The organism is Pseudomonas sp. LRF_L74 (genome assembly GCF_965644255.1).
GTDB lineage: Bacteria > Pseudomonadota > Gammaproteobacteria > Pseudomonadales > Pseudomonadaceae > Aquipseudomonas.
Map to the genome: position 1 here is coordinate 496,291 of NZ_CBFFRH010000001.1, position 14,775 is coordinate 511,065.

The 14,775-nt window shown below is 64.4% G+C and carries 10 protein-coding genes and 1 pseudogene; 7 read left to right on the plus strand and 4 right to left on the minus strand.

Translation table 11 applies throughout. The features are described 5' to 3' along the window. The first annotated feature begins 142 nt into the window (after positions 1-142). Both ACSZPK_RS02355 and ACSZPK_RS02360 read left to right on the plus strand, forming a co-directional pair. Positions 143-1,138 (plus strand): asparaginase, encoded by a 996-nt coding sequence (locus ACSZPK_RS02355; RefSeq protein WP_437879781.1) that lies wholly within the window; start codon positions 143-145, stop codon positions 1,136-1,138. Positions 1,139-1,209: 71 nt separating this feature from the next. Further along, positions 1,210-4,353, plus strand: coding sequence for an autotransporter outer membrane beta-barrel domain-containing protein (locus ACSZPK_RS02360; protein ID WP_437879782.1), 3,144 nt, complete (start codon positions 1,210-1,212; stop codon positions 4,351-4,353). Positions 4,354-4,514: 161 nt separating this feature from the next. On the opposite strand, the gene ACSZPK_RS02365 is transcribed toward ACSZPK_RS02360, so the two are convergent. Then, positions 4,515-5,465 (minus strand): FecR domain-containing protein, encoded by a 951-nt coding sequence (locus ACSZPK_RS02365; RefSeq protein WP_437879783.1) that lies wholly within the window; start codon positions 5,463-5,465, stop codon positions 4,515-4,517. Beyond that, entirely contained in the window at positions 5,462-5,977 is a 516-nt protein-coding gene (locus ACSZPK_RS02370) for a sigma-70 family RNA polymerase sigma factor (RefSeq protein ID WP_437879784.1), read from the minus strand. The genes ACSZPK_RS02365 and ACSZPK_RS02370 overlap by 4 nt, the downstream gene beginning before the upstream one ends. Positions 5,978-6,164: 187 nt before the next feature. Here ACSZPK_RS02370 and ACSZPK_RS02375 point away from each other — a divergent pair, with 187 nt between their 5' ends. Next, positions 6,165-8,657: a TonB-dependent siderophore receptor gene (locus ACSZPK_RS02375; RefSeq protein ID WP_437879785.1), complete on the plus strand. Its 2,493-nt coding sequence runs from the start codon at positions 6,165-6,167 to the stop codon at positions 8,655-8,657. Between the two features lie 107 nt (positions 8,658-8,764). Here the strand turns inward: ACSZPK_RS02375 and glsB are convergent, their stop codons facing one another. Together glsB and ACSZPK_RS02385 are read right to left on the minus strand one after the other, a co-directional pair. After that, positions 8,765-9,673, minus strand: a complete 909-nt coding sequence (gene glsB / locus ACSZPK_RS02380) for a glutaminase B (protein ID WP_437879786.1) — start codon at positions 9,671-9,673, stop codon at positions 8,765-8,767. Between the two features lie 55 nt (positions 9,674-9,728). After that, positions 9,729-10,631, minus strand: coding sequence for a LysR substrate-binding domain-containing protein (locus tag ACSZPK_RS02385; protein ID WP_437879787.1), 903 nt, complete (start codon positions 10,629-10,631; stop codon positions 9,729-9,731). A gap of 430 nt (positions 10,632-11,061) precedes the next feature. Between ACSZPK_RS02385 and ACSZPK_RS02390 the strand changes: the two are divergent. From ACSZPK_RS02390 to ACSZPK_RS02405, 4 genes and pseudogenes are all read left to right on the plus strand, one after another. Continuing rightward, positions 11,062-11,937, plus strand: a pseudogene (locus ACSZPK_RS02390) (methyl-accepting chemotaxis protein); the annotation flags it as partial. A gap of 198 nt (positions 11,938-12,135) precedes the next feature. Beyond that, a complete protein-coding gene (locus tag ACSZPK_RS02395; RefSeq protein WP_437880268.1) occupies positions 12,136-12,840 on the plus strand; it encodes a methyl-accepting chemotaxis protein in 705 nt (234 codons plus the stop codon). 67 nt (positions 12,841-12,907) lie between these two features. Next, positions 12,908-13,333: an N-acetyltransferase family protein gene (locus tag ACSZPK_RS02400; RefSeq protein ID WP_437879788.1), complete on the plus strand. Its 426-nt coding sequence runs from the start codon at positions 12,908-12,910 to the stop codon at positions 13,331-13,333. A gap of 166 nt (positions 13,334-13,499) precedes the next feature. Further along, entirely contained in the window at positions 13,500-14,771 is a 1,272-nt protein-coding gene (locus ACSZPK_RS02405) for a hypothetical protein (RefSeq protein ID WP_437879789.1), read from the plus strand. Positions 14,772-14,775: the final 4 nt, after the last annotated feature.

Consider the following 14,775-nt stretch of genomic DNA (forward strand, 5'->3'; position numbering starts at 1 on the left):
CCACGCGGGAGGCGGCATCGTTGCGTCTGCGTTTCGCTGTTTCGCTGTTTCGCCACGACAGGCGCCGAAACAGCGGAGCCGGGCAGGCGCCAATGTCTGTATTCTCGACCTCGGTCGATTCACCGTTCCAAGGATCACGGCTATGAAACCCGCGCAAAACCTCCTCGTGCTCTATACCGGCGGCACCATCGGCATGCAGATGACCGATGCCGGCCTGGCGCCGGCCACCGGTTTCGACGCCCGGTTGCGCGCGGAGCAGGCCGCGCATCCAGAACGCCCGGTGCCGGCCTGGCGCTTCCGTGAACTGACGCCACCGCTGGACAGCGCCAACATGAACCAGCGCAACTGGCTGGCCATGCGCGACGCCATCGTCGAGGCGGTGGAGCGCGACGGCTGCGACAGCGTGCTGCTGCTGCACGGCACCGATACCCTGGCCTACAGCGCCGCCGCACTGTCCTTCCTGCTGCTCGGCCTGCCGGTGCCGGTGCTGCTGACCGGCTCGATGCAACCCGCCGGCGTGCCCGGCAGCGATGCCTGGCCCAACCTGTTCGGCGCCCTGCAGTCGCTGGCCCATGGTGTGGCGCCCGGTGTGCACCTGTATTTCAACGGCCGGCTGCTGCATGGTGCCTGTGCGAGCAAGTTGAACAGCGAATGCTTCGATGCCTTCGTCGAGTCCGAACGACCACGCCGTGGCCTGCGCGCCGAAGGCATCAGCACGGTGCTCGACTACCGCCAGCCGCGCCAGCCGGTGTCCATCGCCGTGCTGCCGCTGTACCCCGGCTTGCAGGCCGAGCATCTGCACGGCCTGCTTGCCAGCGGCGTGCAGGCACTGTTGCTGGAATGCTACGGCAGCGGCACCGGGCCGTCGGACGACGCCGAGATTCTCGCCGTCCTGCGCGATGCCCATGCCCGTGGCGTGGTGCTGGCGGCAATCAGCCAATGCCCGCAGGGCTTCGTCGAGTTCGGCGTGTATGCCGCCGGCAGCCGCCTGGCCGAGACCGGCCTGGTCGGCGGCAACGGCATGACCCGTGAGGCGGCCCTGGGCAAGCTGTTCGCCCTGGTCGGCGCCGGGTTGAGCCAGGCCGAAGTGGAGCGCTGGTTCGCCCTCGACCTGTGTGGGGAAAGCGCCGACGGCTGACCGTCAACGTTCCGTAACATCGTGCGGGCATAGTCGCGGGCTTTATAAATCCAACGACTGGTGCCTTCACGATGCTGCGCTCATTCCGACTGCGTCCGCTCCCCCTTGCCCTGGCGTTGCAGGCGACCGCCTGCGCCTCCTCCTGGGCAGCCCCCGCCGGCTTCGCCATAGACAGCGGCACCGACACGAGCAGCAAGACCCTCGCCGCCGGCGAAACCGGCACCATCGCCAGCGGTGCCGCGCTGAGCACCAGCAGCAGCCCGAGCCTGACGCTGACCAATGGCAGCGGCACCATCACCCTGATCAACGACGGCACCCTGGCCAACACCAGCGATGGCCGAGCCATCGACAACAACAGCAACAACGCGGTGATCGCCATCACCAACAACGGCACCGTCTCCTCGGTGAGCAACGATGCGCTGCGTATCAACAAGGCCAACTCGACCCTGGTACTGAACAACAACGGCAGCATCGTCGTGACCGGCGAGGGCACCGACGGCGGCCAGGCCATCGACATGAAAAGCGCCACCGGCAGCGGCGCCAAGGTCATCAACAACGGCTCCAGCAGCAACGCCAGCGCCTTGATCGAATCGCACAACAACGACGCGATCCGCCCCGGCACCAACACCACGATCAACAACTACGGCAGCATCCTCGCCAGCGGCGCGGTCAACACCAAGTGCCCGGACTACCTGGGCGATGCCTGCGATGACGCGCCCGGTGCCCATGACGCCATCGATGCAGGCTCGAACACCGGCCTGGTGGTGAACAACTGGGGCACCATCTCCGGCGCGCGCCATGGCATCACCGCCGACGTCGAACTGAATGTGACCAACTACGCAGGCGGCGAGATCATCGGCCGCAATGGTTCCGGCGTGGGCAGCGACGGCACCGGCACGGTGACCAACTACGGCCTGATCAGCGGCCGCTATGCCGGCGCCGGCAACGTCTACGACCACCTCGGCGACGGCAGCACCACCAGCAACGGCGATGGCGACGGCGTCGACATCGATGGCGTCGCCACCATCGTCAACTACGGTCGCATCGAGGGCCTGGGGGCCGGTGGCTACGACTCCAGCGGCTACCCCAACGGTGCCGACGGCATCGCCGCCGGTGGCGGCAGCATCGTCAACCATGAGGGGGCGAGCATCTACGGCGAGTCCAAGGGCATCCTCATCGACGACGGCGCCAACGGCACGGCGGTCGCCAGCGGGCGCGGCACCGACAGCGCCGCGGCCAGTACGATGAGCATCGACAACGCCGGCAGCATCATCGGCGAACGCAGCACCGCCATCGGCCTGGTCGGCGATTTCGATGACGAGATCGTCAACCGTGCCACTGGCGTGATCCGTGGCGGCACCGAGTCGGTAAGGGTCGACGAGTTGAACAGCAGCACAGCGGCAGCGGCGGTGCAGATGGGCGCCGGCAACGACACCCTGAGCAACGCCGGCCTGATCGAAGGCCTCAACGACCTGGCGGTGGACCTGGGCGAGGGCGACGACACGCTCAAGGTGTATTCCACTGCCAGCTTCATCGGCAGCGTCGACGGCGGCGCGGGCACTGACAGCGTGATCCTCGACGACAGCGCGGGCGGCAGTTTCGGCGACAGCGTCAACTTCGAAGCCCTGGACGTGCGCAGCGGCTCCTGGACCCTCGACAGCAACGACTTCAGCTCCAGCGTGCATGTGTACGACGGCGCCGGCCTGCTCAACCTCGGCACGCTGCTCGGTAACGTGCAGGTCGATGCGGGCGGCGTGTTCAGCGGCGGCAACGTTAGCGGCAATCTGGACCTGCAAAGCGGCTCGACCCTGGCGCTGCTGGTCACGCCAACCACCTCGAATGCGCTCAGCGTCGGCGGCGACGTCACCCTCGCGGGCGCCAGCCTGAGCATTCTCGGAGGCAGCGGCGAGTACGCCCTGCAACGCACCTACAGCGTGCTGACGGCCACGGGCAGCATCAGCGGGACCTTCGCCGAGACGCAAAGCAACCTGGCCTTCCTGACCCCGACCCTGAGCTATGGCGCCCACAGCGTCGACCTGACCCTGACGCGCAACGACATCGCCTTCGCCGACCTGGCGCAAAGCGCCAACGGCAGCGGCGTCGCCCGCTCGCTCGAAGCCCAGGGCAGCGGCGCGCTGTACCAGGCCGTGCTGGGCAGCGGCACCGGCAGCGTCTCTGGCGCCTTGGAGCAACTGGCCGCCAGCAGCAATGCCAGCCTCATGAGCGCCAGCCTGGCCGGCAGCGCCCAGGTTGGCAGCAGCATGCTCGGCGCCATGCAACAGATGGGCAGCGCCGGCAACCTGCAGGCTTCGTTGCTGCGCGAGGATGGCCCGCTGCTCGCATCGAACGGCGTGCCGGACGAAGCCCGTCACCTCAACGACCCGCGCGCCGAAGGCCGTCTCTGGCTGCAAGCCCTGGGCAGCCACGGCACCCTCGATGGCGGCAACGGCGGTCACGACGTGCGCCAGGACACCCGCGGCGCGGTGCTCGGCGCCGACTGGGCGTTGAACCCGACCTGGCGTCTCGGTGTGCTCGGCGGCTATGCGCGCACCGACGTCGATGCCGGCCTCGGTGCCTCCAGCGATATCGACAGCCTGCACGTCGGCGTCTATGCCCTGCGCCAGAGCGGCCCGCTGGCCCTGCGCCTGGGCGCGGCCTATAGCCGGCATGACAACAGCAGCAAGCGCCGGGTCGGTTTCTCCGGTTTCAATGATCAACTGCGTGGCGACTACGCTGCCGACAGCCAGCAGGCCTTCGCCGAACTGGGTTACCAACTGGCCTTCGGCCGCCTGCTCACCGAGCCTTTCGCCAGCCTCGGTTACCAACGCTACAGCCACGAGTCGTACAACGAGAAGGGCGGCGCCGCCGCGCTGCATGTCGACAGCCAGGACCAGGACAATTTCAGCAGCACCCTCGGCATCCGCCTGGCCCATCTCGGCACCCTGGCCAACGGCATGAGCCTGACGCCACGCGCCAGCCTCGGCTGGCGTCACACCTACGGCGACCTGGACAGCACGGCCCGCCAGTCCTTCCTCAGCGGCGGCAGCGCGTTCAGCGTCGAAGGCACGGCCATGGACCGCGACAGCCTGCTGCTCGAAGCCGGCCTCGACCTCGGCATCAGCGCCAGTCAGAGCCTGGGCCTGGGCTACAGCGGCGAGTACGGCAATCGCGCGCAGAACCATGCGCTGATCGGGCAGTGGCAGATGAAGTTCTGAGGGCAACAGCCTTCGGATAGGGATGATCTGAAACCATCGTCATTCCCGCGAAGGCGGGAATCTAGAAGACACAGGGCATTTGGATTATTCCCCTGCGGGAATGACGGTGAACGTAAATATCCGCCCCTCGAAGCAGTCATTCGAACGGGTTCGGAGAGTTTCTAACCGCGCAGCACCACCCGCGTCCAATACCGCGTGTGCCGCTCGATGCGTACCGGCAGCGAGCGGGCGATGGCGTTCAGGGCCACGTCGATATCGCTGAGCAGATAGCTGCCGGAGACGCGCAGGTGAGCGACCTCCGGGGCGCAGCCGAGGTAACCGGGGCGATAGCGCTGCAACTCCTCGACCAAGCGGTCCAGGCGCCAGCCGTCCACTACCAGGCGGCCTTGGGCCCAGGCCTCTTCAGCGATGGCCAACTCGTGTTCGTCGATCAGGCCCTGCCGATCGAAGCTGACCGACCGGCCCTGTTCGACCACCGTTTCACCATCGGCCCGCTCAGGGCGCACCGCTACGGCATGTTCGTAGACGTTCAGGCGCGTAATTCCATCGAGCTGGCGTACCGCGAAACGAGTGCCCAACGCACGCATCTCGCCCTGGACGCTGCGCACCCGAAACGGCCGCGCATCCTTGCCGGTGGTCACGTGGATCTCGCCGGCCCGCAGGATCAGCAGGCGCTGGCCGGCATCGAAAACCACGTCCACCGCCGTGGCCGTATCCAGCACCAGTAGCGTCCCGTCGGCCAGGATTTCGCGGCGCTGTTCGCCGGTACGGGTGCTGAGATCGGCCAACCACACCGGCGCTGCGCGATAACCCTGCCAGGCGAGCGGAGCAACGCCAGCGCCGAGCAGCAGGCATTTGAGCAACGTGCGTCGATCCAACCCGCCGCCTTGCAAGGCAACCTTGTCCATCACCGGCCAGGCCAGTTGCTGCGGCACGCTGCCGAGCTGCGCCTGCAATTCGGTCAGGCGCTGCCAGGCCCATTGGTGCTCTGCCTGGCGAGCGTGCCAGGCCTGCCACTGATGCTGGATCGCCGGGTCATCGGGATTGGCGCACATCTGCGCGAACCACTGCGCGGCATCGCGCAGGGCACGGCGCTGGGCGTCGCTGCTCACACCGGGTTGTCCACGGCGAACAGCAGGCAATGCTCGGTGGCACGGGCCATGTACTTGGTCACCGAACTGACCGACACCTGCAGTCGTTCGGCGATCTGTGGATAGGTCAGCCCCTGCAATTGCGACATCAGGAACGCCGCCTTGGCCTTGATCCCCAGGCCATCGAGCATGCGATCCAGCGCCTGCAAGGTCTGCAGCATGCTCAGCCGGTCCTCGGCGGACAGCACGAAATCCTCCGGCTGGTCGGCCAGCACCTCCAGGTAGGCCTGCTCCACCGAACGCCGGCGAAAGCTGTCGACCATCACCCGCTTGGCGATAGTGACCAGGAAATGCCGCGGCTCATCCAGCGAGGCCGCCACCGGCGCACGACGCTCGGCCAGCAGCACGCGCAGGAAGGTGTCCTGGGCGAAGTCGGCGGCCTGCTGCGAACAACCGGTGCGCTTGCGCAACCAGTTGACCAGCCAGGGTTGATGGTCGGTGTAGAGCGTCGCGATGGGATTGCCGGAAGGCATGACGAGATCAGCGAGTGGATAAGAATGAGTCGCAATATATGCAAACGCAAGGCTGTCGGCAACGCACTTTCAAGCGATCATTGCGCGCTGAAAATATTTTCAAAATCCATTGTCGGTTTGCTGCCAGCACCGCGACTCCTTTTGCAGATACCTAGAAAAAATGCCGATACACGCATCAGGAGACGACATGCAATACCCACCTCTGAGCCTGCGCGCCAGCGCCTTGAAAGCGCCGACCGCCCTGCGCCTGGCGATCCTCGGCGCCACCCTGCTGATGGTCACCCCCGCCCTGACCAACGCCGCGCAGAGCCAGCCGGCGAACAGCACCACCCAACAACACGACTTCGTCATCGCCGCCGGCCCGCTGGCCAGCGTACTCAACCGCTTCGCCACCGAAGCCGGTGTGGTGCTGTCGTTCGACACCACCCTGACCGAAGGCAAGCAGAGCCAGGGCATCGATGGGCGCTATAGCGTCGTGCAAGGGTTTGCCGTGTTGCTCGCCGGGACGGGAGTACGGGCGATTGCCGGGGCGGACAACAGCTATGTGTTGGTGGAGGCTGGGCCGGCGGGGGCCTTGCAATTGGGGGCTACGAGCATTTCGGGGCAGGCGTTGGGAAGTACCACAGAAGGTACCCGTTCCTACACCACCGGGTCCGCGCAAACTAGCACCAAGCTCCCCCTGTCGCTGCGTGAAACCCCACAGTCGGCCACCGTGATTACCCGCCAACGCATCGATGACCAGGCGATGGCCGATCTCAATGACGTCGTGCAAAACACACCGGGCCTGACCCTGCGCCGTACCGGTCCCGAGCGTTCGTCGTATTACGCCCGAGGCTTCTCGCTGGATAACCTGATGTACGACGGCTTGCCGACTACTCTCGATAGCTCCCAGGTGTCGCAGGATCTGCTGTCAGCGGACCTGGCCATGTATGACCGGGTCGAAGTGGTTCGCGGCGCCACGGGCTTGATGCAGGGGGCCGGCAACCCGGCAGCGGCGATCAATCTGGTTCGCAAACGCCCCACCCGCGAGTTCCAGGCCAGCGTACAAGGCAGCGCAGGTAGCTGGGATCGTTACCGCACCGATGCCGATGTATCTGGCCCTTTGACTGACAACGGCAGCGTACGCGGCCGAGTGGTCACCGCCTATCAGACCCAGAACAGTTTCCGTGACGGCCTGGAAAACCAACGCAGTCTTTTTTACGGTATTGCCGAAGCAGATCTCAACGAAAACACCACCCTGACCCTAAGCGCTTCGCGCCAGCAAGACGATTACGACGGCAATGGCTGGACTGGCGTGCCCGTGGCGTTCGATGGTGGCGACCTGCACATGTCGCGTTCGACATCGTTGGCCAATGACTGGGAATACTGGGACAAAACAACCACGACCGCCTACGCCGCCCTGGAGCATCGACTGGACAATGGCTGGAAACTCAACGTTTCTGCGGCCAGAAGCTGGGCAAACCTGCAGATGCTCGGCACCTATGTGCTTGGTGTGCCCGCGACCCAGACATGGAACCAGTACGTTGGCGCCGGTCATTACGATGAAACACAGAACAGCTTTGACGCATTTGCCAGCGGCCCCTTTCGCTTAATGGAACGGGATCATGAGCTGGTAGTGGGTGCCAGCCATCGGCGAGTGGTGTTCAACGGCGATGTGGCGAACAACGTGCTTCTCAAAAGCAATATCAGCATCAATGACTTCCAGTCCAACTCGCAACTGGCTACCCAGGCCCGGTATGGCTGGCAAAACACCAATGCCAAGATCAACAGCGTTTACGCGACAACACGTCTGAGCCTTTTGGATCCACTGAAGCTGATCGTTGGAAGCCGGTTGGACTGGTACGAGAACGACACGGCAAACCCTTACCGCAAGGTCTATCCCCCGGAGCTCAAGGTTAACCGTCACGTGACCAAGTACGCGGGCTTGATCTATGACCTTGATGAACATCACTCGGTATACCTGAGCTACACCGATATCTTCAAACCACAGAATTATGTCGACGCTGCCAACTCGATTATCAAACCCATTACCGGCAAGAACTATGAGCTAGGGCTCAAGGGCGAATATTTCGACGGGATGTTGAACGCCTCTGCGGCACTTTTCCAAATCGATCAGGAAAACCGTGCCAAGACCATCACCGACGTGTCTCTTTGCCCTACGTATCCCACCACTAACTGCTACGAAGCTGCGGGCGAGGTGCGCAGCAAAGGCATAGAGCTGGAAGTCCAGGGGCGACTGACCGCCAATTGGGAGCTTGCCGCTGGTTACACGTTCACAGAAGCCAAATACAAGAAAGACAGCAACGCGGCCAATGTCGGCAACCTGTTCGACACCGACATACCGCGACACCTGTTCAAGCTCAGCAGCACCTACACATTACCGGGCGCGCTGAACAGATGGCGGGTTGGGTCCTCGCTTTACAGGCAGAACCGCATCTACAACAAAGGGAGCTACACCCTCAACGGCACCTCGCATGCGTTCATCATCGAGCAAGATGGCTACACCCTGGTCGATTTCATGCTCGGCTTCAAACCGACTGAACATCTCGATGCCCAGTTGAACCTGAACAATGCTTTTGATAAGCGCTACTACAACTCGCTCAGCTCATCGGTGACGGTGCCCAGCAATGTTTACGGTGAGCCCCGTAACTTGATGATGTCGATCAAATACACGTTCTGATCGTTCCCAGGACGCTCCACCCCCGTGTCGCCGGCTCGGAGCCTCACGCCTCCGAGCCTGACGCGAAGCGCCATCGAGCGACCGGCTTACTCGAAGCTTGAGCCGCCCTAAAACACCGACCAGCCAATCCGCTCGCTGAGCAACTCCAGCGCCTTCATCCCCGCCAGCGAGTTACCGGCAGCGTTCAGCTCCGGCGACCACACGCAAATGGTGTACTGCCCTGGCACCACGGCGACGATGCCGCCGCCGACGCCGCTCTTGCCGGGCAGGCCGACGCGGTAGGCGAAGTTGCCGGCTTCGTCGTACAGGCCGCTGGTGGCCATGATCGAGTTGACCTGCTGGGTCTGCCGCGCGCTGAGCACCTGTTCGCCGCTGTGCTTGCAGAAGCCGTCGTTGGCCAGGAAGCAGAAGGCTTTCGCCAGGTCGACGCAGCTCATGCTCAGGGCGCAGTGGCTGAAATAGCTACGCAGCACCGTCTCGACATCGTTGTGGAAGTTGCCGAACGACTGCATCAGGTAGGCCATCGCCGCGTTGCGTGCGCGGTGCTGGTATTCCGACTCGGCCACCACGCGGTCGGCGACGATCTGCGGATTGCCCGACAGGCGCCGGACGAAGTCACGCATCGACAGGGTCGGCGCGGCGAAGCGCGATTCGTTGATATCGCAGATCACCAGGGCACCGGCGTTGATGAACGGGTTGCGCGGCCGGCCTTTCTCGAACTCCAGCTGCACCAGGGAATTGAATGCCTGCCCCGACGGTTCGTGGCCGAGGCGCTGCCAGATGTCTTCTCCGGAATGCTGGATCGCCTGGCACAGGCTGAACACCTTGGAAATGCTCTGGATCGAGAACGGCATGTTCGCCTCTCCCGCACTGAAGAGCTGGCCATCGATACCGTACACGGCGATGCCGAGCTGGTCCGGGGCGACCCTGGCCAAGGCAGGAATGTACTGCGCGACCGTGCCTTGGCCGATCAGCGGGTGGACTTCTTCGAGGATTTGTTTGAGCAGGTCGTGCATGGCGGCCTCAAGGGAGCGATTGGCGTTTCAGGCGGAGATAGAGGCAAGTCGCGGATCAGGCCACCCACGCCTGCCCCTCCAAACGCTCGGACAGGTAATCGAGAAAACAGGCGATGCGTGCCGACAACGCCGTATTGCGATGGTAGACAGCGTTGATCGGTTGCAAGCGCGGCAGGTTGAGATCGGCGAGGACCTCGACCAATGCGCCGCTGGCCCGGTCCTGCTCGGTCATGAAGTCGGACAGGCGCACCAGCCCGGCTCCGGCAAGCGCCAGGTGGCGGATGGTTTCGCCGCTGGAGGCACGCAGCGAAGGGATGATTTCGATGTCTTCATCGTGGGGGCTGCGTAGCGGCCAGAGGTTCAGGCTGCGCGGCTGGGTGAAACCGATCAGGCTGTGCCGCTGCAGGTCGGCCACGGTTTGTGGCGTGCCGTGCTCGGCCAGGTAGGCCGGACTGGCGAGGATGCGGATACGCGTGGTCGCCAGCAGCCGGGCGTGCAGGCTCGAATCGCGCAATGCACCGATGCGGATGGCCAGGTCAGTGCGTTGCTCCAGCAGGTCGATGATCAAGTCGTCACTGTTGAGCTCCAGTTCCACCTGTGGATACCGGGCACGAAAACCCTCAACCAGCGGCACCAGCACGTGCAGCATGAACGGTGAGGCGGCGTTGACGCGCAGCAGGCCCGAGGGCACCTGGCGACGCAGGGTCATCTGTTCCTCGGCCGCCTCCACCGCAGCGATGATACGCCGCGCCTGGACCAGGAATACCGAGCCTTCCTCGGTCAGTTCCAGGCGTCGCGTGGTACGTCGCAGCAGGGTCACGCCGAGCTTTTCTTCGAGGCGGGCAAGTGCGCGGCTTACGCCAGAAGTGGTCTGGCCGAGCTGTTCGGCGGCGGCGGTGATCGAACCGCTGTCGACCACGCGGGTCAGGGCGAGCAGCTCGTCGAGCGTGGTTTTCATGGGCGGCTCACAGTGGATGGCGCACTGATGCTCAGGCGAGCGATGACGACCAGTCAACCCTGTTCGCGGGCTGCGCGGCGAATTGAGCTCGCTCTTTCGGCCGCCGCTGGCGTTTCAGTTGCGCCGGCCAGGGTGGATCAAGCGGCCAGATCGCCCGGTATACCCCCGGTCGGCTGGAAACGCCTTGTCAGCAACTGGAGGATGCAAAGCGCTCTGGATCGACCGATAATCGCACACTGCTGGGCCCAAGAAGAACAAAAGGAACCCCGGCCTCAACGACTTCTTGGGACTGTATATGAACAATTGGATCAGCAATATCGGCGTCACCGCCAAACTCACCCTCGGCTTCGGCATCGTCCTGCTGCTCACCCTGCTGCTGGCTGTCTCGGGCTGGAGCAGCCTGGGCGGCATGATCCAGCGCAGCGACTGGATGGGCGACATCGCCCGGCTCAGCGATGAACTGACCAAGCTGCGCGTAACCCGCCTGCAGTACATGCTGACCAACGGCGACGAGACGGCTGCCCAGGCCGTGCAGACCTCACTGGACGGCTTCGCCCGCCAGCAGCAGGAGGCCCTGGCGCGCTTCGATAGCCCCGAGGATGTCCAACGCCTGCGCGCCCAGGCGGACGAAACGGCCAAGTACCAGGTCTCCTTCAACGCCATGCGCGAGGGCTACAAGGCCAGCAACGCGTCGCGCCTGGAGATCGCGAGCGACGCCAAGGCTTCGCTGGACGCCATCGACGCGCTGGTGGCGGCAGTGTTGCAACGCACGCAAGACGACCCGGCGCACCTCCGTGATTTCCAGCATGCCATGCAAGCACGCGACGAACTGATCCAGGTCCGTTACGAAGTGCGCGGCTACACCAGCAACCCCTCCGAGGAGGCCCGCCAGAGCGTTGCCCAGCAGATCGACAAGGCCAACGCAGCACTCAAGCAGTTGCAGGCCGATATCGGCACCGACCAGGTCGAGCCGACAGTCCAGGCCCTGCAGAGCTATGCCAATTCCGTGCAACGTTTCAAGGGCGCCGTCGAGCAGATCGCCCAGGCTCGCAAGGAGCTGACCGACGAAGGCCTGACCGTCGTCAAGCTCAGCGACGAGCTGTTCAATATCCAGATCGAACGCCGTGACGCCGAGAGTACCCAGGCACGGACTCTCGTGCTGGGCAGCACGCTGCTGGCGCTGCTCCTTGGCGCTCTCGCCGCATTCGTCATCACCCGCCAGATCACCCGGCCGCTGAACGACACCCTGAAGGTGGTCGAACGCATCGCCAGCGGCGACCTGACCGCCGATATCAAGACCACGCGCCGCGACGAACTCGGCATCCTGCAACAGGGTGTGCAGCGTATGGGCAACAGCCTGCGCGAGCTGATCGGCAGTATCCGCGACGGCGTCACCCAGATCGCCAGTGCCGCCGAGCAACTGTCGGCCGTCACCGAGCAAACCAATGTCGGGGTCAATGCACAGAAGGTCGAGACCGACCAGGTCGCTACGGCGATGCACGAAATGTCCGCCACCGTGCAGGAAGTAGCGCGCAACGCCGAGAGCGCTTCCGAGGCGGCCAGCCTGGCCGACGGCGAAGCGCGCGAGGGCGATCGGGTGGTCGGCGAGGCCATCGCCCGGATCGAGCGTATGGCCGAGGAGGTCAGCCGCTCCGGCGAGGCGATGAACCTGCTCAAACAGGAAAGCGACAAGATCGGCAGCGTGATCGACGTGATCCGCGCGGTCGCCGAACAGACCAACCTGCTGGCCCTCAACGCCGCCATCGAAGCCGCCCGGGCCGGTGAGGCCGGGCGTGGTTTCGCCGTGGTCGCCGACGAAGTACGCAGCCTGGCCCAGCGTACCCAGCAGTCCACCGCGGAAATCGAAACCCTGGTCAGCGGCCTGCACAACGGCACCCAGCAGGTGGTCACGGCAATGAACAACACCCGCGCCCTGAGCGAAAGCAGCGTCGAACTGACGCGCAAGGCCGGCGACTCGCTGGAAAGCATCACCCGCACGGTATCCAACATCCAGTCGATGAACCAGCAGATCGCCGCCGCCGCCGAGGAACAGAGCGCCGTGGCCGAAGAGATCAGCCGCAGCATCATCAACGTGCGCGACGTGGCCGAACAGAGCGCCACCGCCAGCGACGAAACCGCAGCGTCCAGTGCTGAACTGGCACGCCTGGGCAACCATTTGCAGGGACTGGTCAGCCACTTCCGGGTCTAGGCTCTGTTGACGTTTCGGCGCAAGCCGCGTTGTCGTGAGAAATAACCTAGAGAGCGGGGAGATGCCCATGCTACGGATCCGCACCGCCCGCGCCGCAGACACTCCAGCCCTGTGCGCCCTGCTCACGGCCCTCGATTACCCCGGCAGCGAGGCGTTCATCGCTGCCCGCCTGGAACAGTTGCTCGCCCATCCCGACGCCCGGCTACTGGTTGCCGAGGAGGCTGGCCAGGTGCTCGGCTTCATCTCGTTGCACTTCATCCCGCAACTGGCCTTGGCCGGGGATTTCTGTCGAGTCAGCTACTTCTGCGTCAGCGATGCCGTGCGCAGCCAGGGTATAGGTGCCGCCCTGGAGCAGGCGGCCGAGCAGGCAGCCCGCGAACGCGGCTGCGATCGCATCGAATTGCACTGTGCCGAACGTCGCCAGGGGGCCCATCGCTTCTATGCACGGCAGGGGTACAGGGAATCACCGAAGTACCTGATGAAGCGCTTGTGAAGCCGTACCCGCCAGCGTTACTGCGACGAATCATCGACGCTGATGGGGAAATTTCGCGAGGCGCAGGCACGAAAACGCAAGTCGTGAGTCCATACCCACGGCTTTGCCGAAAAACCCAGCAAATCTATCTGTTATTCACTCCCTGATCGGACTGGGATGTCCCCTCATGCAGCGTTCTTCACAGTTCTTCCTCTACTGTCTCGTTGGCCTCGTTGCGACAGCGGCCATCACACTGTTGCTGTTTCTGCGTGACGAGCCCCTGGACGTGGAAGCCGCCGCCTGGCTATCGGCGGTCAATAGCCAGCGCGAGAGCAGCGAAGGGTACATCTACCTGCTGGGCCTGGATGCGCTGGACGAACCCCTGCTCGTCGGCCATGCGCGGCAGGATGAATTCCGTCACTGGCGCACCAGCCATGGCCTGCTGGACAGCGCCTTCGTCCCACAGCCGGTCAGGCAACTGATCACCGCTCCAGCTCTCAGGCAATGCAATGAAGAGTCGTGGTATTGCGCGATGCAGCTCACGCCGCAAGAGCAGCAGGCGCTGCTGACGGACGGCCAGGAGTTGCTCAGGCGCTATCAGGAGGTGGCGCGCTTCGACAGCCTGCAGCGCCATATCGCTTTCGACAGCTCGTCGCCCATCCCCGACTATGGCTTACTGCTGGCCGGCAACCGCCTGCTAGTCCTGCTGGCCTATCAGGAGATTCGCGAGGGCCGGCCCGACAAGGCCAGGTCCCTGCTGGAACAGGACAACCAGCGCTGGCGCAAGCACCTGGCGAACGCCGACAGCCTGATACAGAAAGTCGTCATCACCCGCCTGCTTTCCGCCAACCTCGCCACACTCAGCACGTTGTACCAGCAAGACCTGGCTCCCCAGCCGCACGCCCTGGCGCCGCTGTCTCCCAGCGAGCGTTCGCTGCAGACAGCCATGCGCAGTGAGTTCGTACTGGCCGCCAATGGTTTGCTGGCCATGCCAGACGACGAGCACACGCTTGCCAGGCCGGGTCGGCTCGCCATGTACCTGTTGTTCAAGCCGAACATGAGCGTCAATGCGGTGCTGCCTCGCTATCGACGTATCGCCATGGCCTCGCAGCTCGAAGCCGGTGAGTACGTCGAGTGGCTGAAGACACCCGCTGAGGCGCAACGCCAGGGCTGGCGCAACCCCATCGGCAACACGCTGCTCGGCATCGCCGGGCCGGACATGACCCAGTACCTGACCCGCCTGCATGATCTCGATGCGCGCATCCGCCTGTTCAATCGCCTGGCTGCCCTCGACCCAGGCTTTGCCACGGCCGATGCACTGGCGATGACTGCCGAGGGCAACCCTTATGGAATGGGCGGTGCGAGGCTCGAGAAAGGTCCCACGCCACGCCTGTGCTACCCAGGACCGGCGGCGGACGATATGTCACGGCGCTGCCTGCCCTTGTTCAGCCGAGACTAGCTGC

What these genes read in the sequence shown, in the direction of transcription:
- ACSZPK_RS02355 (WP_437879781.1), top strand. Translation starts at nt 143, where the DNA reads ATGAAACCCGCGCAAAACCTCCTCGTGCTCTATACCGGCGGCACCATC.
- ACSZPK_RS02360 (WP_437879782.1), top strand. Translation starts at nt 1,210, where the DNA reads ATGCTGCGCTCATTCCGACTGCGTCCGCTCCCCCTTGCCCTGGCGTTG.
- ACSZPK_RS02370 (WP_437879784.1), bottom strand. Translation starts at nt 5,977, where the DNA reads ATGCCTTCCGGCAATCCCATCGCGACGCTCTACACCGACCATCAACCC.
- ACSZPK_RS02375 (WP_437879785.1), top strand. Translation starts at nt 6,165, where the DNA reads ATGCAATACCCACCTCTGAGCCTGCGCGCCAGCGCCTTGAAAGCGCCG.
- glsB (WP_437879786.1), bottom strand. Translation starts at nt 9,673, where the DNA reads ATGCACGACCTGCTCAAACAAATCCTCGAAGAAGTCCACCCGCTGATC.
- ACSZPK_RS02385 (WP_437879787.1), bottom strand. Translation starts at nt 10,631, where the DNA reads ATGAAAACCACGCTCGACGAGCTGCTCGCCCTGACCCGCGTGGTCGAC.
- ACSZPK_RS02395 (WP_437880268.1), top strand. Translation starts at nt 12,136, where the DNA reads ATGTCCGCCACCGTGCAGGAAGTAGCGCGCAACGCCGAGAGCGCTTCC.
- ACSZPK_RS02400 (WP_437879788.1), top strand. Translation starts at nt 12,908, where the DNA reads ATGCTACGGATCCGCACCGCCCGCGCCGCAGACACTCCAGCCCTGTGC.
- ACSZPK_RS02405 (WP_437879789.1), top strand. Translation starts at nt 13,500, where the DNA reads ATGCAGCGTTCTTCACAGTTCTTCCTCTACTGTCTCGTTGGCCTCGTT.